The sequence below is a fragment of the Rhizorhapis sp. genome (genome assembly GCF_035276005.1).
Taxonomy (GTDB): Bacteria; Pseudomonadota; Alphaproteobacteria; order Sphingomonadales; family Sphingomonadaceae; genus Rhizorhapis.
Genome location: NZ_DATEMB010000020.1, coordinates 1 through 23,188, shown reverse-complemented (window position 1 = coordinate 23,188; position 23,188 = coordinate 1). Strand labels below are relative to the sequence as shown.

Sequence of the window (23,188 nt, the reverse complement as noted above, 5' to 3'; positions counted from 1 at the left end):
TATGGAAACCGAAGCCTATCGGATCATTGGCCGGTTGAATGGGGGCGGGATGCTGATCGTTGCGGATCATGCGTCGAACCATGTGCCTCCCGACATCGATCTCGGCATATCCGAGGCGCTGCTCAACGATCATATCGCTTTCGACATCGGCGTTGCCGAGGTGGCTGCCCTTCTGGCCGAGGGGCTGGAATGCGGCGCCATGCTGGGCGGTGCTTCGCGGCTGGTGATCGACCTTAATCGCGAGGAGCATGCCCATGGCCTGCTGCCCCGCAGCAGCGACGGACATATGATCGCGGGCAATCATGATGCCGATCTGGAGGGGCGTCTGGCGCGTTTCTGGCGGCCCTATCATGACAGGCTGACGGAAGTGATCGCTGAGCATAAGCCAGAAATATTATTGTCTCTCCATAGTTTTACGCCCGCTCTTAAGAGCCGTGATGAAGAACGGCCTTGGGATATCGGAGTCCTCTATAATGAAGATGACCGCGCCGCGCGGATCGCCATTCCCCTGCTTGAGGCGGCGGGGCTGAAGGTCGGAGACCAGCTGCCCTATTCCGGCAAGCTGCTCAACGCCACGATGAACCGCCATGGGGAGGGTAATGGCATTCCCTATCTGGGCGTCGAAATGCGGCAGGATCTGGTGAGCGATGCCGCCGGGCAGCGGCGCTTTGCCGCCATATTGGCGCCCGTCTTGCTGGAGTGCCGCAATTTGCTTGCGTGAACCGCAGCTATTGGGGAGAGGTGCGTTAAAGCTCGCCTGAGCCTTTCAGGGCCATTATTCGCGATCACGAAGCGGAGGCCTTCGACAGGCCCGGCCCGAACGGATAAAAGAGAATTCCTGGAGGGACCGGACATGACGAACCAATTCGACAAGAGCAAGCTCCCCAGCCGCCACGTTTCCGTCGGGCCGGAGCGCGCGCCGCACCGTAGCTATTATTATGCGATGGGCCTTACCGAGCAGGACATTGCCCGTCCGTTCGTCGCCATCGCCTCGGCGGGCAATGACAGCGCGCCTTGCAACACCACGCTGGACGCGCAGGCAGACATTTGCCGGGCGGGCGTGGAGAAGGGCGGCGGCATGCCGCGCCGGTTCAACACCATTACCGTCACCGATGGCATCGCCATGGGTCATCAGGGCATGAAGAGCTCGCTGGTCAGCCGCGAGGTGATCGCGGATTCGGTGGAATTGTCCGTCCGCGGCCATTGCTATGACGCGCTGGTGACCTTCGCAGGGTGCGACAAGAGCCTGCCAGGGATGATGATGGCGATGCTTCGCCTCAACGTGCCGAGCATCTTCGTCTATGGCGGCTCGATTCTGCCCGGCAACTTCCACGGCAAGGACGTCACCGTCGTGGACGTGTTCGAAGCGGTCGGCCAGCATGCCGCTGGCAATTGCCCGCTGCAGGAACTCATTGAGCTGGAAAAGGTCGCCTGCCCCGGTCATGGCGCATGCGGCGGGCAATATACGGCGAACACCATGGCCTGCGTTGCCGAGGCCATCGGCCTTAGCCTGCCCAACAGCAATATGGCTCCCGCACCTTATAGGAGCCGCGATGAAATAGCATTGGCTGCGGGCGAGCAGGTGATGGAGCTTCTTGCCCGCAACATCCGTCCCCGCGACATTTGCACACGCGAGGCCTTCGAGAATGCGGCCCGCGTCGTGGCGGCCACGGGCGGTTCGACCAATGGCGCGCTCCACCTGCCCGCAATGGCGCACGAGGCGGGCATAGAGTTCGACCTGTTCGATGTGGCGGAGATATTCAAAACAACGCCTTACATCGCGGATTTGAAGCCTGGCGGCAAATATGTCGCGAAGGACATGCATGAAGCGGGCGGCATTTACATGCTGATGAAGACGCTGATGGATGGCGGCTTCCTGCATGGCGATTGCCTGACCGTCACTGGCAAGACCCTGGCCGAGAATATCGACGAGATTAGCTGGAATCCGGATCAGAAGGTCATTTATGACGTCAAGAGCCCGATCACGCCCACTGGCGGCGTCGTCGGCCTCCGCGGCTCGCTTGCCCCCAATGGAGCGATTGTGAAGGTGGCGGGCATGCATCGCCTGCAATTCACTGGCCCGGCGCGGGTCTTCGACTGCGAGGAAGATGCTTTTGCAGCGGTGGAAAATCGCGAGATCGCTGAAGGTTGCGTCATCATCATTCGCTATGAAGGACCCAAGGGCGGTCCCGGCATGCGCGAGATGCTCGCGACGACTGCGGCCCTCTACGGTCTCGGCATGGGTGAAAAGGTCGCGCTCATCACTGACGGGCGTTTCTCCGGCGCCACACGCGGCTTCTGCATAGGCCATGTCGGACCCGAAGCAGCGGAGGGCGGGCCGATCGCGCTGGTCGAGGATGGCGACATCATCGCCATTGACGCAGAGGCGGGGACGATTGACCTCCACGTCGAGGATGCCGTGCTTGCCGAACGGCGCAAGGCCTGGACGCCACGATCCAATGATTATCAGTCAGGAGCGCTGTGGCGCTATGCACAGAATGTCGGTCCCGCCTATAAGGGTGCAGTGACGCATCCGGGCGCAAAGGCCGAAATCCATGTCTATGCCGATATTTGAAGGGGTTTCAAAGGCCAGCCCGCCCCGTGCCGCCAAAGCGGCGAGCGCAGGCAGCGAGGTCCCTGCCTTCGCAGCGATGGCGGCTTTGGCCGTGACCGTCATCCTGCTTGCCGCCTGCAACTCCAGCAATGATGTTCCAGAGACGACTGCGGACGCCGATGGCAAGCTCTTCTGCGCCGTCGACGGTGCCGCCGAAATGACGCAAAGCTGCCTCTTGGAGCGGATGGACAGCCCTGAAGGGCAGGTGTTGGTCGTGCATCATCCGCAAGGCGGCTTTCGCCGTTTCGAGATCGTCCGTGACGGGCGCGGCGTGGTGCCTGCCGATGGGGCCGAGCCCTCCAAGCTGTTCATCGTGGCGGACAATATGATCGACGTGACGGTTGGCGGCGACCGCTATCGCTTTCCCGCCACTATCGGCCCGAAGGCGGATTGATGGCCATTCCGGGAGCGTCCATCCTTACCGCTGCCGAAATGCGGGAAGCAGAGCAGCGGCTGTTTGCCAGCGGCGTTCCCGAATTTGAGGTCATGGAACGGGCGGGCGCGGCCTGCGCCGAATATATCTGGCGCATCGGCGGGCACAGGAGCACACTGATCCTGTGCGGCCCTGGTAATAATGGCGGCGATGGCTTTGTTATTGCTCGAATATTGAAAGAGCGCGGAGTCCCCGTCCGGGTCGCGGCAACCGGCGAGAGCGGCACACAATCATCCCGACGGGCGCGGGAGAATTGGGCGGGGCCGGTCGAGGATATCTTCACCGCCAAACCGGCGCTGCAACTGGTCGATGCTCTTTTCGGCACGGGTCTGACCCGCGGGCTGGATGGCAAGCTGGCGGCGCGGCTGGCTGAACTTGCGGGCAAGGCAAAGCACAGTTATGCGATCGATATGCCAAGCGGCATGGACAGCAATAGCGGAAAGTGCCTTTCGCCTGTCCCTGTTTTTGACCTCTGCATCACCCTGGGAAGCTACAAGCCTTCGCATTTCCTGCAGCCGGGAGCCAGCCGCTTCCATGATCTTGTCTGCGCGGACATTGGCATTGATGCATCGGGCGGCTCGCTCCATTCGCTTGCAAAGCCGCGCCTCCAGGCTCCCACGGCGGACAGCCACAAATATAATCGGGGGCTGACGGCGATTGTCGGTGGTTACATGGCGGGAGCCAGCATCCTTGCGGCGGAGGCGGCGGCGAGGGCGGGAGCGGGTTATGTCAAATATCTGGGAAAGGCGGCCGGGCATGTCGCCACCAACGCCATCGTCCAGACGCATGCGCCGGACCGTTATGCGGTGCGCGATATCCTCGCCGATGACCGTATTTCGGCGGTGCTGGCGGGGCCGGGCCTTGGACGTGATGAAGAAGCATGGAACAGGCTGGAATCGGCGCTGCACAGCGGACATCCGCTCGTCCTTGATGCCGATGCGCTCGTCCTGCTTGCCGACAGGGGGGAGGATCGGTTGGACATACTGATGCACCGCCCGATCCTTACGCCCCATGAGGGCGAATTTGCGCGCCTGTTTCCTGGCCTTAAAGGAAGCAAGGTCGAGCGCGCCCGGCAGGCTGCCGTCAAGGCCAAGGGCGTGATCATTTACAAGGGACCCGATACGGTGATTGCTGCTCCCGACGGACAGGCATGGATCGCGCCGCTCGCCTCGCCATGGCTATCGACGGCGGGGACAGGAGATGTGCTTGCGGGGCTTTGCGCAGCCCAGCTAGCCGTGACGCGCGATCCGGTGGCAGCGGCCCGAAATGCGGTGTGGCTTCAGGCAGAGGCAGCGCGCCGCGCGGGCGCCGCCTTTGTGGCGGACGATCTGATTGCGCATGTTCCTGCCGCACTGGCCGCCTGCTTGTGACGGCCGCCAGCGAAATCATTCGCATCGCCGCCAAGGGCGATGGGGTTACCGCTGACGGGCGGCATGTGCCGTTGAGCGCCCCCGGCGATCGCCTGAGCGCTGAAGGCGGGCTCATCCACGGCCCCCATCATACCGATCCGCCCTGCAAGCATTTTCCCCTGTGCGGAGGCTGTCAGCTCCAGCATCTGGATCAGGAGAGCCTGGCCGCCTATGTCCGCGACCGCGTGGTCGGAGCGCTGGCGGGGCAGGGCGTCGCTGCGGAACAGATATTGCCCGCCCATATCTCGCCGGAGAGGAGCCGCCGCCGGGCCGCTCTGCGCGCCGTGCGTTTCGGCAAGAAGCTGCACCTCGGCTTTTCCAGCGAAAATAGTCATCGCGTCGTGGACATGGAGATGTGCGAGATCCTCCATCCCGCGTTGTTCGCCCTCACCGAGCCCTTGCGGGCGCTGGTCCATGATCTGGTGGAGGACCGCCGCGCCGCCCAGGTGAAAATGACGCTCACGGACCAGGGGATCGATCTGCTGCTTGAAAATGTGGGGGCCGATGGGCTCTCCGTCGCCGAGCGGTTGACCGGCTTTGCCCAGTTCCATGGCCTCGCCCGGCTGAGCGTCGACGAAGGTTTCGGGCCGCAAACACGCTGGGAGCCCGAGCCGGTTACGGTCAGCTTCGGAGGTGTCCCGGTGCCCTTTCCACCCTTCGCCTTCCTGCAGGCGACGGTGGATGGCGAGGCGGCGTTGGTGGAGGCAGTTCGCCAGGCTGTTGGTGCAAGCGGGATCATCGCCGATCTGTTCAGCGGGCTTGGAACCTTCGCGCTGTCCCTGGGCGAGGGAAGGGCGGTCTATGCGGCCGAAGCAGCTCGCGACGCAGTGCTCGCACTGAAATCCGCAGGAAATCGCGTGCAACGCAAGCTGGTGGCGGACCATCGCGATCTGTTCCGGCGGCCGCTTGTCCCGGCGGAACTTGACCGATTCGAGGCGGTCATTCTCGATCCGCCTCGGGCTGGCGCACGGGAACAGGTACTACAACTGGCGCAGTCCAGGGTGCCCGTCATCGCCTATGTCTCCTGCAATCCAGGCAGCTTCGCGCGGGACGCGAAGCTGCTGGTGGAGGCAGGCTACCGGTTGGAGACTGTGCAGCCGGTGGGGCAGTTCCGCTGGTCAACGCATGTGGAACTGGTGGGGGTATTCAGGCCAGTCCCACTTCCTTGAGCGGAATGGCCGGGTTGGCGAGTTGCGCCTGATCCAGGGCAGCGCCGGAAAGGACATGGGCGCGGCCCTGCACATAATCCTTGGTCGCGTTCACGCAGTCGAGCGCGATCACCTTGCCATGTTTCAGATATACCACCGAAAAGCTGCGCTGGGCTGGGTCACCGCGCAGGATGACCCTGTCATGTCCGCCGGACAGTCCAACGGTCTGAAGCCGCAAATCATATTGATTGGACCAGAACCACGGCACCGCGTCATATTCCACAGGCTGCCCCACAATATCCGAAACTGCCACCTTGGATTGGTCATTGGCATTCTGGACCGATTCAAGCCTGATTTGAGCGCCGCCTGCAAATTTGTTGGCATGGGCAGCGCAGTCGCCCACGGCATAAATGTCCGGCAGGCTGGTCCGGCAGAAGGCGTCCACATCCACGCCATTGCCGCCGCTTGCTCCGGCGGCCAGCAGGGGAGCGGTTTCGGGAATGATGCCGATGCCGACGATCACCAAGTCCGTCGGGATGCGCTCTCCGCCCGCGAGGACGACCGCGGTGACATTGCCGTTGTCGTTGTCGCCTTCCAGCGCCTCGACCATCGCGCCGGTGCGGAGATCGACGCCATGGGCGCGGTGGTCCTCCTCATAAAAGCGCGACAGGGGTTCCCCCGCAACGCGCGCAAGGACTCGGTCCAGCGCTTCGAGCACCGTTACCTTCTTGCCAAGCTTGGTCAGCACAGCCGCCGCCTCAAGCCCGATATAGCCACCGCCGATCACTGCGACATGCTCCACATCGGGAAGGATCTTCATGATCGCGTCGACATCGTCACGGCGGCGGACGGCGAAAACGCGCTGGCAGTCGGAGCCGGGGCAGGACAGCATGCGCGGCGTGCCGCCAGCCGCCCAGATGAGCTTGCCGTAGCCGATTTCGCTGTCATCGGAGAGGATGACCTTGTGCGCCTGAGCGTCGACCTTCACCACGCGCTTGCCGAGCAGCATGTCGACATTGCGTTCGGACCAAAAATTTGCCGGACGAATCAGGATCCGTTCGAACGCCTTTTCGCCGGCCATATATTCCTTGGAAAGGGGTGGGCGCTCATAGGGAAGTTCCTTTTCGTCGCCAAGCAGGCCGACCGAACCTTCGAACTTCATCTGACGCAGCAGCAGCGCAGCCTGAGCCCCCGCGTGGCCTGCACCAACGATGAGCACGTCGTAACTGACCATAAACTTCCTAGCCCTCACCTTATTTTCTAGGTTCCCCGCTGCTTGACGATCTTTATTCGGCTGCGCAAGCCCATCTTGCACAGAAAATGCTGACTGATATGGTTGACCGGTGGACGGCGGCTGCGTATAGGGCCGCCCACTGCCGCATGAACTGGCTCTGTGGCGGAGTAGCTCAGCAGGTTAGAGCAGCGGAATCATAATCCGCGTGTCGGGGGTTCGAGTCCCTCCTCCGCTACCATTTGGCCAGTCAGGCAGGCGAAGCGCGATTCGGGGGCGATAGCGCGGACGAGCTACCCAAATTGGTGGTTAACGAAAAGCCGATTTCATTGACAGTTGACCTGTGTAAGCGCAGGCTTGCCATGGCTTCGGCCGGCGGGAGGGGTACATGTTGGTGGGCTTGTTGCGATCTTTCGCAAAAGACCGTTCGGGAGCGAGCGCTGCCGAATATGCGCTGTTGCTTGGCGTCATTGGCACGGGGCTTGTCCTGGCTTCGCTCAATCTGGGCCAGGCAATTGCTTCCAGCCTGGAAAGTTCCGCGACACTTTTTGCGTCCGCTGATGCCGGAGCTGCGGCAGCGGCAGCCGCGGCTGCACCCGCAGCGGTGCCTAAGGCAGCGGCTTCTGCGCCCCAGAGTTCAGACGGTCCCGCAGACCCAGTGCCGGCCAAGGGCAGCCATCCCAACGCGGCCAGTGGGAGCGGCAATCCGAACAATAGTGATGGCCCAGACAACGGCAATTCCAAGAGCTCCAATAACAACGGGCAGGCGCCCAAAAAATAGCTTCAGTCTTTGGTGCCGTCCCTGCTACGGTTTCTCGGCGCTCCGAATTGTCGCGTTGATCCGGCATGTTATGTTGATCCTCCGCCATTTTAGGGAGGCTTTGCATGAAACCCATGGGTGGGCGGAGGCGTTGGTGAGCGGCCGAGGGGGCCGGGCTTGAACGGTGCAGGACCGGTTCGGGAACCGGTGCCGTAGGGGAAATCATCATTGACGCGGACGCCGGGATCGCGCACGCCAGCGGTGAAGAGGCCAAACAGGGCCAGCAGCAACAATAATGAGTAGGGGTCGCAAAGGACATGACTTACGGCGTTGCGGTACGAGTGGATGCGGGCCTCGTGATGCTTGCCGACACCCGCACCAACGCCGGGATGGACAATATCTCCCGCTTCCAGAAGCTCTTTACATATGAGGTGCCGGGCGAGCGTGCCATCGGCATATTGATGTCGGGCAATCTGTCGATCACTCAGGGTGTGCAGTCCATCTTGTCCCGCGCGATCGAGAAGTGCGCGGGTGACCCGGGCGTTGAGACCATCCTTAATTGCGAAAGCATGTTTCGCGTGGCGCAGCTTGCGGGCGACGCCATGGCTTCGATGCAAGGCAAGTACCGGCAAACCATTGAAATGCAGGGAGCGGCAGCGGACGCCACGATCATGGTTTGCGGCCAGCGCAAGGGCGGCAAGCCGCGCCTCTACCTCCTCTACAGCGCCGGAAACTTCATAGAGGCGACCGCCGATACGCCTTATTTCCAGATCGGCGAGCACAAATATGGCAAGCCGATCCTGGACCGGGTGATTACGCCGGAGTCCTCGCTGGAAGAGGCAGTGAAGGCGGTATGCGTCTCCATGGATTCGACAATGCGCTCGAACCTGTCGGTCGGCATGCCGCTCGATCTTGCCATTATCGAGCGGGATGCATGCACTTTCCGCGCCCGGAACCGGATCGAAGCCGATGACCAGCGCTTTGCGGCGATTTCGCAAAGCTGGGCAGCGGCTCTGCGTAACGGGTTTGAGGATTTGCCAAGTTTCGTGGATTAGGGGCGCCGTCCTTGCCGGGATGAAACTCAAATCCGGCTCCCAACTTCATGCGCGTTCCTTGCAGGGGCGAAAGAAACTCTACTCCGCCAATGCTTGCGCTAAGCCGTGACAAATCCCTATCTCCGGCTGCAAGCGAATCGACAAAGAAACAAGCAGAAGGCTGTCCATGACCTCCACCCATTCAACCCGCATGCTGATCCTGGGTTCTGGCCCGGCGGGCCTTAGCGCTGCCATCTACGGCGCTCGTGCGGGGCTTGCTCCCATTGTCGTGCAGGGGTTGCAGCCGGGCGGCCAGTTGACGATCACGACGGACGTTGAAAATTATCCCGGCTTTCGTGACGTCATCCAGGGTCCTTGGCTGATGGACGAGATGCAGGCGCAGGCCGAACATGTCGGCGCGCGCATGATGTACGACCAGATTGTGGAGGTGGACCTGTCCAAGCGGCCCTTCCGGCTGGTCGGCGACGGCGGGGCCGAATATTATGGAGATACTCTGGTCATCGCCACAGGCGCGCAGGCGAAGTGGCTGGGGCTGGAGAGCGAGATTTTGCTGCAGGGGAAGGGCGTTTCCGCCTGCGCCACTTGCGACGGCTTTTTCTATCGCGGCAAGAAGGTGGTGGTCATTGGCGGCGGCAATACCGCTGTCGAGGAGGCCTTGTACCTTACGAACCATAGCCATGACGTGACGCTGATCCACCGGCGCGACAGTTTCCGGGCGGAAAAGATCCTGCAGGACCGCCTGTTCGCGCACCCCAATATCAAGGTGCTGTGGAACAAGGCCGTGGACAAGTTTGTCGGCGGCGGAAACCCGGAGGGTCTGGTCGGCGTGGACCTGATCGACACTGTCACTGGCGAAAAGTCGCATGTCCCGGCGGATGGCGCGTTTGTCGCCATCGGGCACAAACCGGCGACGGAGCTCTTCGAGGGCGTGCTGCCGCTCGACGAGGGTTATCTTGTCGTGGAGAAAGGCACGTCGCGTACCAGTATTCCCGGTGTGTTCGCGGCGGGAGATGTGACTGACAAGATTTACCGCCAAGCCGTCACTGCGGCGGGCATGGGCTGCATGGCGGCGCTCGACGCCGAGCGATTCCTGGCCGAGGCGGACTTCGAGTTGGTCGCTGCGGCGGAATAAGATGGAGCGGCAATGGTGGGCCGGTTGAGGCTCTGAGCGCCTCCGTTCGTCCCGAGCCCCTCGACTGCCTGCAAGGCAGGCGCTCGGGATAAACTTCAGCTTTCGCTGAAGTCGAGGGACGCTGGCGCGACGTGTCTCGACTTCGCTCGACACGAGCGGACGTGGGTCAGTGATTCCAGCCGGATCTCAGTATTTTCGGCCAAGCAGCCCCAATCTCACCAGTTCCGCCCGCAAGGTGGCCGCATCCCGGAACAGGTGCCCCCCTATGCCCAGGGCCGCCGCTGCGTCTACATTGTCCTGCCGGTCATCGACGAATAGCGCCTGTTCAGCGGCCAATCCGAACCGCTTCAGCGCCAGATGGTAGATCGCCGGATCCGGTTTGATCAGGCCGACTTCCCCCGATACCAGCACGTCCTGGAAGCGATCAAAGAAGTCCGCCTCCTTCGTCCGGAAGGACGGCCAGAATTCATGGCTGAAATTGGTGATTGCGAAGAGAGGCACGGCTGACTGGGTCAACTCCGCCAGCAATTGCTCCATGCCGTCGATGCGGCCGCGGATGCTTTCCTGGAAACGGTGCCCCCAGGCGCGAATCAGTTCGGCATGTTCGGGGTAGAGCGCGGCCAGTTCGGCGCTGGTTTCGGCAAAGGGCCGCCCGGCATCATGCTGCAGGTGCCATTCCACCGTTACGACATCGCGCAGAAATGCGTCGAGCGCCTGTTCGTCTTCGATCAGGCGCTCGTAAAGGAACCGTGGGTCCCAGTCGTAAAGGACATTTCCGACGTCAAAGATGACGGCGGTAATGCCAGCCACGCTTGGCTCAGCCCTGGCGGGCCTTGAAACGGCGGTTGGTCTTGTTGATGACGTAGGTACGGCCGCGGCGACGGATCACGCGGTTGTCGCGATGACGGTCTTTGAGCGACTTCAGAGAATTGCGGATCTTCATGTCGAAACGCTTCCAATTAGTTCGGTTTGCCAGAAATTCGAAGGCCGCCACCTATGGGGGAAGCGGCCCAAAGTCAAGCCTCTGCCCTTATTTCGCTCAACTTCCTTTCCCAGGCGAGCGCATGGGTCACGATCCGGTCCAGATCGGCAAATTGCGGGCGCCAGGGAAACCGTTCCATGATGGCGCGATTGTCGGAAATCAGGGAGCCGGGATCGCCCGCGCGGCGCCCTTCGAAACGGCGCTCTATCTTCGCGTTGGTGACCCTGTCGACCGCGTCCAGCACCTCCAGCACGGAAAAACCCCGCCCATAGCCACAGTTCAGAATATGATTGCGTTGCGGTTCGGCCATCAGTGCCTCTAGCGCCAGCACATGCGCGCGGGCGAGGTCCGACACATGGATATAATCGCGCACGCCCGTGCCGTCGGGAGTCTCGTAATCGGTGCCAAAGACGCTCACATGGCTGCGTTTGCCAAGCGCCGCTTCCACCGCGACCTTGATGAGGTGCGTGGCGCCTGCGGTCGATTGGCCGGTCCGGCATTCGGGGTCCGCCCCCGCCACATTGAAATATCGCAGCGCGCAATAGTTGAGATCGTGCGCCTTCGACACATCCTCCAGCGTGATCTCCGTCATCAGCTTCGACATGCCATAGGGATTGATGGGCTGCTTGGGCGCGTCTTCGCGCACCGGGCTTTCCTCCGGCACGCCATAGGTCGCCGCCGTCGAGGAGAAGATGAAATGCCTGACGCCGCCAAGCACCGCGCTTTCGATGAGCGACCGGCTCTTGGCGCTGTTGTTGTTGTAATATTTGAGCGGATTTTCGACCGACTCAGGGACGATGATGGATCCTGCGAAATGCATGATCCCCCGGACGCGCTGTTCTTCGATAATGCGGTTGACAAGGTCCTGGTCAGCGATGTCCCCTTCATAGAAGGGTATGTCCTGAGGCACAGCCCAGCGGAACCCTGTGGTCAGATTGTCCACCACTGTCACGCCATAGCCCGCGTCGCGCAGCGCGAGAACCGCGTGACTTCCTATATAACCGGCCCCTCCCGTCACCAGGATCACTGGTTTCTCTGACATGCGAACTCCCTGAAAAACAAGCTGCTGACCGGTTCCATAATGGCTGGGATGAGGCAATGGAAACCCTTGTTCATGCTGCGTGCAGCAAGACCATGTGTTATGCGTTTACGACAAGATGAAGAAGGTGCGGAAGGACATGCCATGGCCAAATGGTTCGCGCTACTGCTGACCCCGCTTGCGCTGGCGGGATGCGCCACGGCCGTTCCGCCGGTGGAGGTGACCCGCTTCCATATCGGCGACCAGGCGGGACGAGGTTCCATAGCGGTCGAGCCGCTGACTCTGAGTGACGATACGAGCATCGAATATCGTAGTTATGCCGCGGCCGTGGGCCGGGAGCTTCAGAGGATAGGCTTTACCGAACAGGCTGGCACAGGCACCCAATATATCGCCAGCGTCAATTATATGCGCGGCGTGCGCGATACGATGGGAGGCGGGCGCTCGCCCGTCAGCGTCGGCGTAGGCGGTGCCACGGGCAGCTATGGCAGCGGCGTGGGTGTGGGTATCGGCATAAACCTTTCAGGGCCGCCCAAGCCCATTGTCGTCACGCAGCTCAATGTGCAGATCAAGCGGCGTTCCGATCGGACAGTGATCTGGGAAGGCCGCGCTGTCACCGAGGTGAAGGAGGGCACAGCCGCCGCCCAGCCCGGCATGGTGGCCTCCAAACTGGCCGAGGCGCTGTTCAGGGACTTTCCGGGCGTATCGGGACAGACTATTAAAGTTAAATGAGTCTATCGATCAGCAGCGCCTTTGACGCGGGTAATATTCGCGTCCTCAGCATCAATGGCAACCGTGCCGACCTTGAGATATTGAAGGACAAGGACAGCGAGTTCCATCAATGGTTCCACTTCCGGCTTTCTGGGGCTGCAGGCCAGGACATTGAGCTTCGCATCCTGAACTGCGCGAGCGCCGCCTATCCCGATGGCTGGCCCGGCTACAAGGCGCGGGTCAGCGGGGATAGGGAGAATTGGCTGCTCGCCGATACAAGTTATGAAGATGGGGTCCTCACCATTCGCGTGTCGCCTGACAGCAATGCGCTGTGGGTAGCCTATTTCGCCCCTTATTCGATGGAGCGGCACCATGATCTCATCGCCTATGCCGCAAACCAGCCCGGCGTCACGCAACGGCAACTGGGCCTCACGCTGGACGGTCAGCCACTGGACCTGCTGACACTGGGAGAGGGCAGCCGGCAGGTCTGGCTCTACGCCCGCCAGCATCCAGGCGAGACCATGGCGGAATGGTGGATGGAGGGCGCGATCGAACGGCTGACCGACGCGGAGGACAGCGTCGCCCGGCTGCTGCGGCAGAAGGCGACCTTTCATATCGTGCCCAATATGAATCCTGACGGCAGCCGCCGGGGACATCTGCGCACCAACGCGAAGGGCGTGAACCTCAACCGGGAGTGGCACGATCCCAGCATGGACCGCAGTCCCGAAGTATATCTGGTCCGCGCCGCCATGGATGCAACGGGTGTCGATTTCGCCATGGACGTGCATGGAGATGAAGCGATTCCAGCCGTGTTCATCGCCGGTTTCGAGGGTATACCGGCGCTTCGGCAGGACCGGCTGGCGCTCTACCACCGCTATCGCGACACACTTGCCGCACGGACACCGGATTTTCAGACCAGGATCGGCTATCCGGTCGCGCCTCCGGGCAAGGCCAATCTCTCCATGTCCACGGCCCAGCTTGCCGAACGTTATGGCGCGCTGTCGATGACCCTGGAAATGCCTTTCAAGGATAATGACTTCCTCCCGGACCCTAATTTCGGCTGGTCGCCGGCACGCTCAGCCCAGCTAGGCAGGGATTGCCTTGCCGCCCTGGCGGAGATCATCGACGAGATTTAGTCCGGCGAGCGTGAAATCGGGATCACCTGATCTCCGTTCGGATCGGGCTTATCGAAGCCCTTAGGGCGAGGACCTTGGCTTGGCGCGGACATGTCCCGACTTCACTCGGCACGAACGGGAACCGGCTCGAAATCACGTCAGCGGAATATTTCGGCGAGAAAGTTCGTCATCGCCTGCCAGCTCCGCCGTTCTGACTCCGGCTGATAAACGACGCCGCGCTCGGGCATGTTGGCGCTTTCATCGGTGAAGGCGTGGCCGGTATGCCCGTAGGCATGGAGCTGCCAATCAGCGCCTGCCTCGGTCAGTTCCTTTGCGAGCCCCACAGTTGCGTCGGGCGGACAGAGCGGATCGTCCCAGCCATGGCAGATCAGGATCCTTGATCTGATGGGCGCAATGTTGGGAAAAGGCGGGCGATCATAGACGCCGTGGAAGCTCACGACTCCGCGCAGATTGGCGCCCGTGCGGGCAAGATCCAGCACGCATTTGCCGCCAAAGCAAAAGCCTATGGCGGCCATGCGGCCCTTGTCCACCTCCGGCCTTTCTTCAAGCACTTTCAGCGCGTTGTGCAGCCGGTCGCGCAGCAGTGGGCGATTGGCATTAAGCTCGTTCATGTGGACGGCCGGGTCCGGGGATTGGCGGGTGGTCCTTTTACCTTGCCCATAGACATCGACCGCAAATCCGACATAGCCGAGCGCCGCAAGCTGCTCGGCCCGGACATTGTCGGCCTCTTTCTGGCCAAGCACATTGGGCAGCACCATCACGGCGGGGCGGGGCTGATCCCAATCCAGGTCCCGTACTATCACGCCTTCGAAAGGACCTCCAGGACCGTCATAGATGATAGTCTGGCGCTCAATGGTCATAGCCGTCTCCTGTTTTCTGCGTCTTCTGGCATGACCTGCAAAGCCGCTGCAAGTTGCATGACCAGATTTTGACGCTAAGGAGAGGGCCGCGTCAGATACGGAGATTCTCATGCCTACCCTCGTCCTTATCCGCCACGGCCAATCCGCATGGAATTTGGAAAACCGCTTCACCGGCTGGTGGGACGTGGATGTGACCGAGAAGGGTGCGGAAGAGGCACGCGCCGCCGGACGGCTGATGGCGGAAAAGGGCCTTGATTTCGACTGTTGCTTCACTTCGGTCCAGACGCGCGCGATCAAGACGCTGCATCTGGCCCTGGAAGAGATGGGGCGGCTCTGGCTGCCGGTCGAAAAGGACTGGCATCTCAATGAACGTCACTATGGCGGGCTCACTGGTCTCAATAAGGCGGAGACAGCGGCCAAGCATGGCGACGAGCAGGTCCATATCTGGCGCCGTAGCTTCGACGTACCCCCACCGCCGCTCGATACGGACAGCCCTTTCGATCTGTCGAAGGACCGCCGTTATGCGGGCGTCGCCATCCCGGATACGGAGAGCTTGAAGGACACGATTGCGCGCGTGCTTCCCTATTGGGAAAGCCGGATCGCGCCGCAGCTCAGGACCGGCAAGCGGGTGCTGATTTCCGCGCACGGCAATTCCCTGCGCGCGCTGGTCAAGCATCTGTCGGGCATTTCGGATGCGGAGATCACGAGCCTCGAAATTCCCACCGGACAGCCGATCGTCTATCAGTTGGATAGCGATCTGCGCGAAGTCGAGCGCTATTATCTTTCCGAGCGGTGACGCGGAGGTTTGAAGCGGACTGTGTTCATATTCTCTCCAGTGGGAGAGGATATGGAGGCTTGGCTGCTTGCAGCCTGGCCGGAGTTGGTGAGGGAATGCGCGCTATCAGTAGCATGGAACCCCTCACCCAACTTCGACTGAGACCGACCATGCCGGTCCAAGTCTGCGTATCCCTCTCCGTCTGGAGAGGGCCAGAAAGGGCGCTACCCGTTCAGCTTCCGGATCAAAGGTTCACTTCTGACCGCGTTGCTGGCCGGATCAATCATGTGCAATCCTTCCCCGCCAATCTTGCGGCCGAAGAATAGATCAAGGTCGATCTTTTCATCAAAGGCCACACCGATGCGGTCCTTGCGGCACCAGGCGACGTGGCCGGAAACGGCGGGCAGGTTGCGCAGGGCGATCGTGACGGCGCTGTACACCCGTACGCCAAAGGGGATCGCAGCCATGATGCCGCCTTCGGAAATGTTGAGAATCCGAAGCGACAGGCCATCGGGAAAATCGTCATTGAAGAGCATGCCCTTCACCATCACGCTAAAGCGCAATTCATTGGTGAGGAATTGGTTCGCGCCGGTATGATCCGGCGATCTGACGATCGTGTTCATTATGCCCCCTGATCCTTCGCCGCCCCAAGATCCGATAAAAGGCAGCTGAACCATAGATATCGGCCAGAGCGCAAAGTTTTTTAGTGGCGTGGCTTCAATCGACCCAATCCAGGCCAATTTCGCGGTAAAGTCCGCGGTCATCCTCCCAGTCCGCCTTCACCTTCACATGAAGATAGAGATGCACCTTGCGGCCGAGCAGCGAGGCGAGTTCGGCCCGCGCGCGGGAACCGATTTCCTTCAGGCGCGATCCGCCCTTGCCGAGAATGATGGCGCGCTGACTGGAACGGGCGACGAGGATCTGCTGATGGATTTCCACCGATCCATCGTCCCGTTCGCTATATTTTTCAGTCTCCACGGCGCTCGCATAGGGCAGTTCGGCATGAAGCTGGTGGTAGAGCTGCTCGCGCGTGATTTCCGCGGCGAGCATGCGATCGGTGGCGTCCGACACCTGGTCCTCGGGAAAGTGCCAGGGCCCCTGCGGCATAGCGTCCGCCAGAGCGCGTTTCAGTTCGGGAAGACCGTCGCCGGTGGCGGCGCTGACAAAGAAGGTTTCCGTAAAATCGACCGCATCATTTAGCTTCCTGGCGTGCACCAGGAGCTTTTCCTTTGCCGAGATATCGACCTTGTTGAGGATCAGCAGCTTGGGCTCCTTGCGGGTTTTCAGCGCCTCAAGAATGATTTCCACCTTCGGACCAAGGCCGGCCTTGGCGTCAATCACAAGCGCGATAAGGTCCGCATCCTGCGCGCCGCCCCACGCCGCCTGTACCATGGCGCGGTCGAGGCGGCGGCGCGGCTCGAAAATGCCTGGCGTATCGACCAGCATGATCTGCGCTTCGCCCTCAAGCGCCACACCCAGCAGCCGCGTACGCGTGGTCTGCGCCTTTGGGGAGGTAATCGCGACCTTCTGTCCCACCAGCGCGTTGACCAGCGTGGATTTGCCCGCATTAGGGGCGCCGACTATGGCTACGAGACCGCAGCGTTCCATCACTCCAATTCCTCAAGCATCTTTCGCGCCGCTGCGGTTTCCGCTTCCTGCTTTGAACTGCCCTCCGCCGATGCCTCGCCCACGCCCTTGATGGAGACGGTGACGATGAAGCGGGGGTTGTGGGCGGGCCCCGATTTGCCGGAAAGGGCATATTCGGGCGGTTTGCGGCGGTGGGCGGCGGCCCATTCCTGGAGCGCGGATTTCGGGTGCTTGGGAGCAGGTTGCTGGCTGTCCACGCGGTCGGCCCATGCTTTCCGCACAAAACTTCGCGTCGCATCCATGCCGCCGTCAAGGTAGAGCGCGCCGATCAGCGCTTCCATGACGTCGCCCAGCACATTGTCGCTTTCTATCGCACCGTCATCGCGGGCCTGCTTGCCAAGGCGCATATTGGGGCCAAGGTCAAGGGCGCGGGCGACCTCGGCGCAGGTTTCGCCTGCCACCAATGCGTTCAGGCGCCGCGAAAGCTTGCCTTCCGGCTCGTCGCCGAAATGTTCGTAAAGCCATTCCGCCATGAGGAGGCCGAGAACGCGGTCGCCCAGAAATTCAAGCCGCTCGTAATTTCTGGGCCCGTGACTGCCATGAGTGAGGGCTTCGGTGAACAGGTCCGGATTGCCTGGGACATGACCCAGCTTTTCGCGCACCCAGTCCAATGACTCGGGACGGTTCAAAAGCCTTCCCCGACGCGGCCGAAACGGGCCGCGGTGAACCATGTCCAAGGCAGCAGCCAATTGGCCGAGCCATTGGTGGAAAAGACGGAAATCAGGGCCTTTCCGACCAGATTTTGTTCCGGGACGAAGCCGATGCCAGCGCCGTCAACGGCGGGGAATCGGCTGTCGGCGCTGCGGTCGCGATTGTCGCCCATCAGGAACAAATGCCCCTCCGGCACCACGAAAACCTCCGTATTGTCGGCGATGCTGTTTTCCAGATCGAGCACATTATAGCTTTTCCCGCCCGGCAGCGTCTCGCGATATTGCGGATAGCGGCAGATCGGGGTGCCGTCTGCGGCCCTGTCCTCGAAGGTCTGCCGGTAGCAGGGGGAAGGCGCGTTTTCCCTTGCAGAGGCATCGATCATGTTCTGCGTCACCGGCAGTTCAAGATCGCCGATGCGGTGCTTGGGGATGGCATTGCCATTCAGGAAGACGACGCCGTTCTTCACCTGCACTAGGTCCCCGGGAAGGCCGATGACGCGTTTGATATAATCCTGCCGCTGCGTGGGCGGCGCCTTGAACACCACCACGTCGCCGCGCTCTGGCGTGTGGGGGAGGATGCGGCCGGGGATGAGGGGCAGGCTGAAGGGAAGGCTGTAGCGCGAATAGCCATAGGGCCATTTGGCGACCAGCAGATAGTCGCCGATCAGCAGCCGGGGCTGCATGGATTCCGAGGGGATATTGAACGGCGAGATGATGAAACTGCGCAAAATGAAGACGAAGAGACCGAGTTTCACGAGGAAAAACAGGAAATCTCCTGTTTCCGATTTCTTCTTCATCCGTTTGGCCTCGTGCGCGGTTCCGGTCATGTCAACGCTTTGCGTTGGATCAGGCCAAGCGTCAAGGGGCGGTGCAGCCATGCTTTTTCACCGGCGATGGTCTATATCGCAAGTGAATCGGCGTGCGGGCTGCACCAATGAAAGGAATGAAAATGGATCGTAAAGCTGCCTGGAACGCTATTGCCGGCGAACCCGTTGCTGAACTCAAGACGATATTCGAAAATGATCCGGACCGGCTTTCGGCGCTGAGCCTTTCCAAGGGCGGCATCCGGTTCGACTGGTCCAAGACCCATCTGACCTCCTCGCTGGTGGAGAAGTTTGTGGCGCTGGCCGAAGCGGTTGATTTTGCCGGGGCGAGGGAGGCGCTGTTCCGCGGCGATCCAGTCAATGTCACTGAAGGGCGCGCGGCAGAGCACATGGCTGAGCGCGGCGAGGGAAATGCTGAGAGCGTCGCGCGCGCAAAGGTCCTTCATAACCGCATGCGCGCCCTGATCGATGCAGTGGAGGCCGAGGCCTTCGGTCCTGTCCGGCACGTCCTTCATGTCGGCATCGGTGGGTCGGCGCTGGGGCCGGACCTGTTGATCGATGCCTTGGGCCGGCATGGAGACCGCTATGACGTCGCGATTGTCTCCAATGTCGATGGCACGGCGCTCGAAGAGGCGATGACGCGGTTCGATCCGAGCGCGACCCTGCTGGTCGTTGCCTCCAAGACTTTTACCACCACGGAAACCATGCTGAACGCGCAAAGCGTCATCAACTGGATGGTGGAAGATGGTGTGGAGGACCCCTATGGCCGGGTCATCGCGCTGACGGCCGCGCCGGAAAAGGCCATGGAATGGGGCGTCGATGAAACCCGCATCCTGCCATTTTCGGAGAGCGTGGGCGGACGCTATTCGCTTTGGTCCTCCATCGGATTTCCGGCGGCAGTGGCGCTTGGCTGGGACGCGTTTGAAAATCTGCTGGAGGGCGCTGCGGCGATGGACCGGCATTTCCGGCTTGCCGAATTCCACAAGAATGCGCCCGTGCTGGCGGCTTTTGCCGACCAATATTATGCGCGTGTGATGAACTGCCAGACGCGCGCGGTCTTTGCCTATGATGAGCGGCTGCGGCTGCTACCCTCCTACCTCCAGCAGCTCGAGATGGAGAGCAATGGCAAAAGCGTGACGCGGGACGGCAAGCCGGTTGACGGCGCGACTGCCGCAATCACCTGGGGCGGGGTCGGGACGGACGCGCAGCATGCGGTGTTCCAGTTGCTGCACCAGGGGACGCATGTCGTTCCGGTGGAGTTCATTGCGGCCATCGAACCTGGGCATTCGCTGGACCCGGCGCATCATCGCACCTTGCTGGTGAACTGCTTTGCGCAAGGCGCGGCACTGATGCGCGGCCGGGATAATGCAGAGGATCTGGCGCGCGCCTATCCGGGCAACCGGCCGTCCTCCACGCTGTTGCTGGACGATGTGACGCCGGAGATATTGGGCGGCCTGATCGCCTTTTACGAGCATCGCACATTTGCCAATGCTGTGCTGATGGGGATCAATCCGTTCGATCAGTTCGGGGTGGAACTGGGGAAGGAAATCGCCAAGTCGATCGAGCAGGAAGGACCAAAGGGTTTCGACCCTTCGACCATGGCGCTTATCAAGCTTGCCTTGGGATGAAGGGGGCGGGGGGAGGAAACTCCTTGGATTTTCGCTGCCTCTGAGAAAAAAACCGCCGTCGCCTCTGCGCAGGCAGGGGCCCCGCCTCCGCAGGGACGACGGGAATGGGAGGGAATTTCTCCTTTAAGCCAACGACCCTCTATTCCTCGATAAAATAAACCTGCCCCCTTCTCCTTTGGAGTAGCCCGCCTTGGCAGGATGAGTGCTGGCTAGGCTACTTGTTGGCAAATTGCCCCAATGTTACCAAAGGCACTCTTCCAGAGCGCCGGGGAATTTGGTGCAACAGGCTGATGCTCCCCCAATTCGTGCGACACCCGCCAAGCGGGCGAAGGCCATTGATCGCGTGGACGAGATTTGTCCGGCGCAGCTTCACAGCCTGTCTGTTGTCATCCCCATTCATAATGAGGCCGACAATCTTTGGCCGCTTTACCGGGAGTTGAATGACGCTCTGGCCAGTCTCGGCTGTGCCTATGAGATCATTCTGGTCGATGATGGTTCGACGGACGGCAGCACCGCCATCATCGAAGAACTGACGCGGCAGGATGAGCATGTGCGGGCGATCATCTTTCGCCGGAATTATGGCCAGACCGCGGCCATGCAGGCAGGCATGGTGCATGCGCGAATGGACATGATCGTCACCATGGACGGCGATCTGCAAAATGATCCCGCCGACATTGCCCGGATGATCGAGAAGATGGAGGAGGGATATGATCTGGTCCACGGATGGCGGCGCGATCGGCAGGATGCGCTGGTCAACCGCAAAATCCCTTCGCGCATCGCGAACTGGATGATCTCGCGCGCGACGCGTTTCCCGATTCACGACCTTGGCTGCACGTTGAAGATCATGCGGCGGGAATTGGTCGAAGAGATCGATCTTTATGGCGACATGCACCGCTTCATTCCCATCCTGCTGTACCAGCGCGGCGCCCGCTGTGTGGAGATGCCCGTCAACCACCGGCAACGGGTGGCGGGGGTCACCAAATATGGGATCGGCCGGACATTGGTGGTGCTGCTTGATCTGATGACGGTCAAGTTCCTGCTCGATTATGCATCCCATCCAATGCGGGTATTTGGCGGGCTCGGCCTTGCATGTTTTGCTTTATCCGCATTCGCCCTGCTTGCGACGATCATCATGAAGCTCGACGGGGTGGACATGACCGGCAATCCGCTGCTGCTGATGTCGGTTGTCGCTGGGGGCGCGGGATTGCAATTGCTGAGCCTTGGCATATTGGGCGAGGTCCTGGCGCGGATCTATTTCAGCCGCGGCGCCAAGACGCATTATGGCATTCGCGCACTGCTCAACTTTCCGCCCCCCCATCGGGGCACGGACGAATGACGGTGATGGACCGGGTGGAAGGCGCGACATCGCCGCGCACAGGCGAAGCAGACTGGGCAAGGGCGCTCACTTCCGGCTGGGCGATTCTTATCGGCATATTGATCGTGGCGGCAGTCGCGCGCTTCTATCAGATACGCCTGCCGCTGGTGGATGCCTTCAGTTGGCGGGAAGCAAGCTCGGCCATGATGGCGCAGAATTTCCGCGATGGAAGCTGGAATATCTTCTTTCCAGAGGTTGACTGGACAGGACCCGGCCCAAGCTATCAGGGACGGGAATTCCAGCTTTTCGGCTATGTGGTGGCGCTGCTCTCGGTGCCCTTTGGCTGGCATGACTGGCTGGGCCGGCTGGTAGCGGGCCTGTTCGGGTTGCTTACCGTCTTTTCGCTGCACCGGCTGGTCGCGCTGATCTGGGATGAGGTGCATGCCCATCTGACGGCGCTTGCCTATGCGCTGATGCCGGGCGCGATCATGATCGACAGTTCCTTCATTCCCGATCCGGCTATGCTGGCGCTGGTAACCCTGGGGATATGGCTGTTCGTTCGCTACTGGGTCACGGGAACGGCATATCTGCTGCCGCTCGCCGCCGCTGCCTTCACATTGGGTGCGCTGGCGAAGCTGCCCGGCCTCGCTGCGGGTCTGGTGGTGGCCTATCTGACGGCGATCTGGATTTGGCGCGGAGAATGGCAGCGGGCGAAAACGGTGCTGCTGTTCGGCGGCGGCGCTCTGGTGCTGGTGTTCGGCTATTACGCCTGGGCGGTGTATCTGGGGAACAGCTATCCGCCCTATCATGTCGCCGGGAGCGGCTATATCTGGGATGATGGGGTGTGGCGGCTGATCGAGGCGCGCTTTTATCTGGGGTCGGCGCGCGACACCGCGATCTGGTGGTTTTATGGCTATCCGCTGCTGCTCCTGATGGCGGTCGGGCTATTCTCTCCCTATCCCGATGCCAGCGGGGGCCGCGATCCGGCGCTGCGGTTTGTGCCGCTGGTCTGGCTGGTCGCGGGCGGCATGCTTTATTTGGCGGCGGCGAGGGAGATTAATAACAACCCCTGGAATTTCCACTTCCTGCACGTTCCGCTGGCGATTTTCGCAGGGCGGGGGATGCTGTTGCTGGCGACCTTCGAGCGGGGATCGATCCGGACGCCCGCCGCTTTGACGAGGCTGGGGATTATCGTCGCATTGGTGCTGGCCGCATCGACGCTGCCGCTGGTCCGCGTCATGAAGCAGCCCATTGCGGAGAATGCAAAGCTGATGGGCGACCGGCTGGCCGCTTTCCGGAAAGCTGGTGACCTGTCCATTGTGGTTTCCCCCGATGTCGGCGATCCCCTCGCCATTTATTACAGCCGGGGCAGGGGCTGGGTCTTTCCCCAAGGCGGCGGCAACACGGACTGGTCGGTTTTTCTGAAGGATGACGCCACGGCCATAGCCCAGCTTGAGGAACTAAGGCGTCAAGGCGCCGATTGGTTCGCTGTCGCCAAAAATGCTCAGGATGGCCAAGACCGCATCTTCATGAAACATCATGCCGGAGTGATCGCTCACTTGAACGCCACGGCGCGGCTGGTTGAGGACACGGACAAATATATGATCTACAAGTTGCGCCGGGATTAGGCCGTCCCCTGCGCCTTCCGCTCCCGATGAATCAGCCACAGGTTCCGGACATAGACAGCCATGCCAAGCGCCTGGCCAAGGATAAAGACCGGGTCCTCACGGTAGATCGCATAGGCTGTCATGACTGCCCCTCCGACGAGGGAGAGGTGCCAAAAGGCAACCGGCACGACCGAGCGGCCAGCTCGCTCCGAGTGGAGCCACTGGACGATGAAGC

At 61.3% G+C, this 23,188-nt stretch carries 23 protein-coding genes and 1 tRNA gene; 14 read left to right on the top strand and 10 right to left on the bottom strand.

Features of this window, described 5'->3' with window-relative positions:
• The first annotated feature begins 1 nt into the window (after position 1).
• From VJS46_RS05810 to VJS46_RS05790, 5 genes are all read left to right on the top strand, one after another.
• Positions 2–721: an N-formylglutamate amidohydrolase gene (locus VJS46_RS05810; RefSeq protein ID WP_324058502.1), complete on the top strand. Its 720-nt coding sequence runs from the start codon at positions 2–4 to the stop codon at positions 719–721.
• Between the two features lie 132 nt (positions 722–853).
• Positions 854–2,575: a dihydroxy-acid dehydratase gene (gene ilvD / locus VJS46_RS05805; protein ID WP_324058500.1), complete on the top strand. Its 1,722-nt coding sequence runs from the start codon at positions 854–856 to the stop codon at positions 2,573–2,575.
• Positions 2,556–3,008 carry a hypothetical protein gene (locus tag VJS46_RS05800; protein WP_324058498.1) on the top strand — a complete coding sequence of 151 codons (453 nt, stop codon included), beginning with the start codon at positions 2,556–2,558 and terminating at the stop codon, positions 3,006–3,008. The genes ilvD and VJS46_RS05800 overlap by 20 nt, the downstream gene beginning before the upstream one ends.
• The gene (locus tag VJS46_RS05795) at positions 3,008–4,417 is read left to right on the top strand and encodes an NAD(P)H-hydrate dehydratase (RefSeq protein WP_324058496.1); all 1,410 of its coding nucleotides are present in this window, start codon (positions 3,008–3,010) and stop codon (positions 4,415–4,417) included. The genes VJS46_RS05800 and VJS46_RS05795 overlap by 1 nt, the downstream gene beginning before the upstream one ends.
• Positions 4,414–5,625 (top strand): class I SAM-dependent RNA methyltransferase, encoded by a 1,212-nt coding sequence (locus VJS46_RS05790; RefSeq protein ID WP_324058494.1) that lies wholly within the window; start codon positions 4,414–4,416, stop codon positions 5,623–5,625. Before VJS46_RS05795 ends, VJS46_RS05790 begins: the two co-directional genes overlap by 4 nt.
• On the opposite strand, the gene VJS46_RS05785 is transcribed toward VJS46_RS05790, so the two are convergent.
• Entirely contained in the window at positions 5,603–6,838 is a 1,236-nt protein-coding gene (locus VJS46_RS05785; RefSeq protein WP_324058492.1) for an FAD/NAD(P)-binding oxidoreductase, read from the bottom strand. The two genes, VJS46_RS05790 and VJS46_RS05785, sit on opposite strands and share 23 nt — an antisense overlap.
• Positions 6,839–6,999: 161 nt before the next feature.
• Here VJS46_RS05785 and VJS46_RS05780 point away from each other — a divergent pair.
• The 3 genes from VJS46_RS05780 (at position 7,000) to trxB (ending at position 9,782) form a co-directional block, all read left to right on the top strand.
• A tRNA-Met gene (locus VJS46_RS05780) sits at positions 7,000–7,076 on the top strand.
• Between the two features lie 836 nt (positions 7,077–7,912).
• Positions 7,913–8,650: a peptidase gene (locus VJS46_RS05775; RefSeq protein WP_324058490.1), complete on the top strand. Its 738-nt coding sequence runs from the start codon at positions 7,913–7,915 to the stop codon at positions 8,648–8,650.
• Between the two features lie 166 nt (positions 8,651–8,816).
• On the top strand, positions 8,817–9,782 hold the full coding sequence (gene trxB, locus VJS46_RS05770) for a thioredoxin-disulfide reductase (RefSeq protein WP_324058488.1): 966 nt from the start codon (positions 8,817–8,819) through the stop codon (positions 9,780–9,782).
• Positions 9,783–9,968: 186 nt separating this feature from the next.
• Here the strand turns inward: trxB and VJS46_RS05765 are convergent, their stop codons facing one another.
• From VJS46_RS05765 to galE, 3 genes are all read right to left on the bottom strand, one after another.
• Positions 9,969–10,592 carry an HAD family phosphatase gene (locus VJS46_RS05765; protein ID WP_324058486.1) on the bottom strand — a complete coding sequence of 208 codons (624 nt, stop codon included), beginning with the start codon at positions 10,590–10,592 and terminating at the stop codon, positions 9,969–9,971.
• 7 nt (positions 10,593–10,599) lie between these two features.
• A complete protein-coding gene (gene ykgO, locus VJS46_RS05760) occupies positions 10,600–10,725 on the bottom strand; it encodes a type B 50S ribosomal protein L36 (protein WP_003046794.1) in 126 nt (41 codons plus the stop codon).
• Positions 10,726–10,798: 73 nt separating this feature from the next.
• Entirely contained in the window at positions 10,799–11,806 is a 1,008-nt protein-coding gene (gene galE, locus VJS46_RS05755; RefSeq protein WP_324058446.1) for a UDP-glucose 4-epimerase GalE, read from the bottom strand.
• Positions 11,807–11,947: 141 nt separating this feature from the next.
• On the opposite strand from galE, the gene VJS46_RS05750 reads away from it, so the two are divergent.
• The gene (locus tag VJS46_RS05750; RefSeq protein ID WP_324058444.1) at positions 11,948–12,532 is read left to right on the top strand and encodes a DUF4136 domain-containing protein; all 585 of its coding nucleotides are present in this window, start codon (positions 11,948–11,950) and stop codon (positions 12,530–12,532) included.
• On the top strand, positions 12,529–13,647 hold the full coding sequence (locus VJS46_RS05745) for a M14 family metallopeptidase (protein ID WP_324058442.1): 1,119 nt from the start codon (positions 12,529–12,531) through the stop codon (positions 13,645–13,647). Before VJS46_RS05750 ends, VJS46_RS05745 begins: the two co-directional genes overlap by 4 nt.
• Before the next feature lie 137 nt (positions 13,648–13,784).
• Here VJS46_RS05745 and VJS46_RS05740 read toward each other — a convergent pair whose 3' ends face one another.
• On the bottom strand, positions 13,785–14,507 hold the full coding sequence (locus tag VJS46_RS05740) for a dienelactone hydrolase family protein (RefSeq protein WP_324058440.1): 723 nt from the start codon (positions 14,505–14,507) through the stop codon (positions 13,785–13,787).
• 109 nt (positions 14,508–14,616) lie between these two features.
• Between VJS46_RS05740 and gpmA the strand changes: the two genes are divergently transcribed.
• Positions 14,617–15,303: a 2,3-diphosphoglycerate-dependent phosphoglycerate mutase gene (gene gpmA, locus VJS46_RS05735; protein ID WP_324058438.1), complete on the top strand. Its 687-nt coding sequence runs from the start codon at positions 14,617–14,619 to the stop codon at positions 15,301–15,303.
• Positions 15,304–15,506: 203 nt separating this feature from the next.
• On the opposite strand, the gene VJS46_RS05730 is transcribed toward gpmA, so the two are convergent.
• The 4 genes from VJS46_RS05730 to lepB all read right to left on the bottom strand — a co-directional run bounded on the left by VJS46_RS05730 (position 15,507) and on the right by lepB (position 18,376).
• Positions 15,507–15,905 (bottom strand): PilZ domain-containing protein, encoded by a 399-nt coding sequence (locus tag VJS46_RS05730; RefSeq protein ID WP_324058436.1) that lies wholly within the window; start codon positions 15,903–15,905, stop codon positions 15,507–15,509.
• A gap of 94 nt (positions 15,906–15,999) precedes the next feature.
• On the bottom strand, positions 16,000–16,890 hold the full coding sequence (gene era / locus VJS46_RS05725; protein WP_324058434.1) for a GTPase Era: 891 nt from the start codon (positions 16,888–16,890) through the stop codon (positions 16,000–16,002).
• Positions 16,890–17,600 (bottom strand): ribonuclease III, encoded by a 711-nt coding sequence (gene rnc, locus VJS46_RS05720; protein WP_324058432.1) that lies wholly within the window; start codon positions 17,598–17,600, stop codon positions 16,890–16,892. Before rnc ends, era begins: the two co-directional genes overlap by 1 nt.
• Positions 17,555–18,376: a signal peptidase I gene (lepB, locus tag VJS46_RS05715; RefSeq protein WP_324058518.1), complete on the bottom strand. Its 822-nt coding sequence runs from the start codon at positions 18,374–18,376 to the stop codon at positions 17,555–17,557. Before lepB ends, rnc begins: the two co-directional genes overlap by 46 nt.
• Positions 18,377–18,528: 152 nt before the next feature.
• Between lepB and pgi the strand changes: the two genes are divergently transcribed.
• From pgi to VJS46_RS05700, 3 genes are all read left to right on the top strand, one after another.
• Positions 18,529–20,031, top strand: a complete 1,503-nt coding sequence (pgi, locus tag VJS46_RS05710) for a glucose-6-phosphate isomerase (protein ID WP_324058430.1) — start codon at positions 18,529–18,531, stop codon at positions 20,029–20,031.
• 277 nt (positions 20,032–20,308) lie between these two features.
• A complete protein-coding gene (locus VJS46_RS05705) occupies positions 20,309–21,367 on the top strand; it encodes a glycosyltransferase family 2 protein (RefSeq protein ID WP_324058428.1) in 1,059 nt (352 codons plus the stop codon).
• Positions 21,364–22,974, top strand: coding sequence for an ArnT family glycosyltransferase (locus tag VJS46_RS05700; protein WP_324058426.1), 1,611 nt, complete (start codon positions 21,364–21,366; stop codon positions 22,972–22,974). Before VJS46_RS05705 ends, VJS46_RS05700 begins: the two co-directional genes overlap by 4 nt.
• On the opposite strand, the gene VJS46_RS05695 is transcribed toward VJS46_RS05700, so the two are convergent.
• Positions 22,971–23,188: lipid-A-disaccharide synthase N-terminal domain-containing protein (locus VJS46_RS05695; RefSeq protein WP_324058424.1), on the bottom strand; the 218-nt coding region annotated here is incomplete at its 5' end. The two genes, VJS46_RS05700 and VJS46_RS05695, sit on opposite strands and share 4 nt — an antisense overlap.

Bases quoted from the DNA above. Each gene is read 5' to 3' on its own strand.
- VJS46_RS05810 (WP_324058502.1), top strand. From the start codon at position 2: ATGGAAACCGAAGCCTATCGGATCATTGGCCGGTTGAATGGGGGCGGG.
- ilvD (WP_324058500.1), top strand. From the start codon at position 854: ATGACGAACCAATTCGACAAGAGCAAGCTCCCCAGCCGCCACGTTTCC.
- VJS46_RS05800 (WP_324058498.1), top strand. From the start codon at position 2,556: ATGTCTATGCCGATATTTGAAGGGGTTTCAAAGGCCAGCCCGCCCCGT.
- VJS46_RS05795 (WP_324058496.1), top strand. From the start codon at position 3,008: ATGGCCATTCCGGGAGCGTCCATCCTTACCGCTGCCGAAATGCGGGAA.
- VJS46_RS05785 (WP_324058492.1), bottom strand. From the start codon at position 6,838: ATGGTCAGTTACGACGTGCTCATCGTTGGTGCAGGCCACGCGGGGGCT.
- VJS46_RS05775 (WP_324058490.1), top strand. From the start codon at position 7,913: ATGACTTACGGCGTTGCGGTACGAGTGGATGCGGGCCTCGTGATGCTT.
- trxB (WP_324058488.1), top strand. From the start codon at position 8,817: ATGACCTCCACCCATTCAACCCGCATGCTGATCCTGGGTTCTGGCCCG.
- ykgO (WP_003046794.1), bottom strand. From the start codon at position 10,725: ATGAAGATCCGCAATTCTCTGAAGTCGCTCAAAGACCGTCATCGCGAC.
- galE (WP_324058446.1), bottom strand. From the start codon at position 11,806: ATGTCAGAGAAACCAGTGATCCTGGTGACGGGAGGGGCCGGTTATATA.
- VJS46_RS05750 (WP_324058444.1), top strand. From the start codon at position 11,948: ATGGCCAAATGGTTCGCGCTACTGCTGACCCCGCTTGCGCTGGCGGGA.
- VJS46_RS05745 (WP_324058442.1), top strand. From the start codon at position 12,529: ATGAGTCTATCGATCAGCAGCGCCTTTGACGCGGGTAATATTCGCGTC.
- VJS46_RS05740 (WP_324058440.1), bottom strand. From the start codon at position 14,507: ATGACCATTGAGCGCCAGACTATCATCTATGACGGTCCTGGAGGTCCT.
- gpmA (WP_324058438.1), top strand. From the start codon at position 14,617: ATGCCTACCCTCGTCCTTATCCGCCACGGCCAATCCGCATGGAATTTG.
- VJS46_RS05730 (WP_324058436.1), bottom strand. From the start codon at position 15,905: ATGAACACGATCGTCAGATCGCCGGATCATACCGGCGCGAACCAATTC.
- era (WP_324058434.1), bottom strand. From the start codon at position 16,890: ATGGAACGCTGCGGTCTCGTAGCCATAGTCGGCGCCCCTAATGCGGGC.
- rnc (WP_324058432.1), bottom strand. From the start codon at position 17,600: ATGGTTCACCGCGGCCCGTTTCGGCCGCGTCGGGGAAGGCTTTTGAAC.
- lepB (WP_324058518.1), bottom strand. From the start codon at position 18,376: ATGAAGAAGAAATCGGAAACAGGAGATTTCCTGTTTTTCCTCGTGAAA.
- pgi (WP_324058430.1), top strand. From the start codon at position 18,529: ATGGATCGTAAAGCTGCCTGGAACGCTATTGCCGGCGAACCCGTTGCT.
- VJS46_RS05700 (WP_324058426.1), top strand. From the start codon at position 21,364: ATGACGGTGATGGACCGGGTGGAAGGCGCGACATCGCCGCGCACAGGC.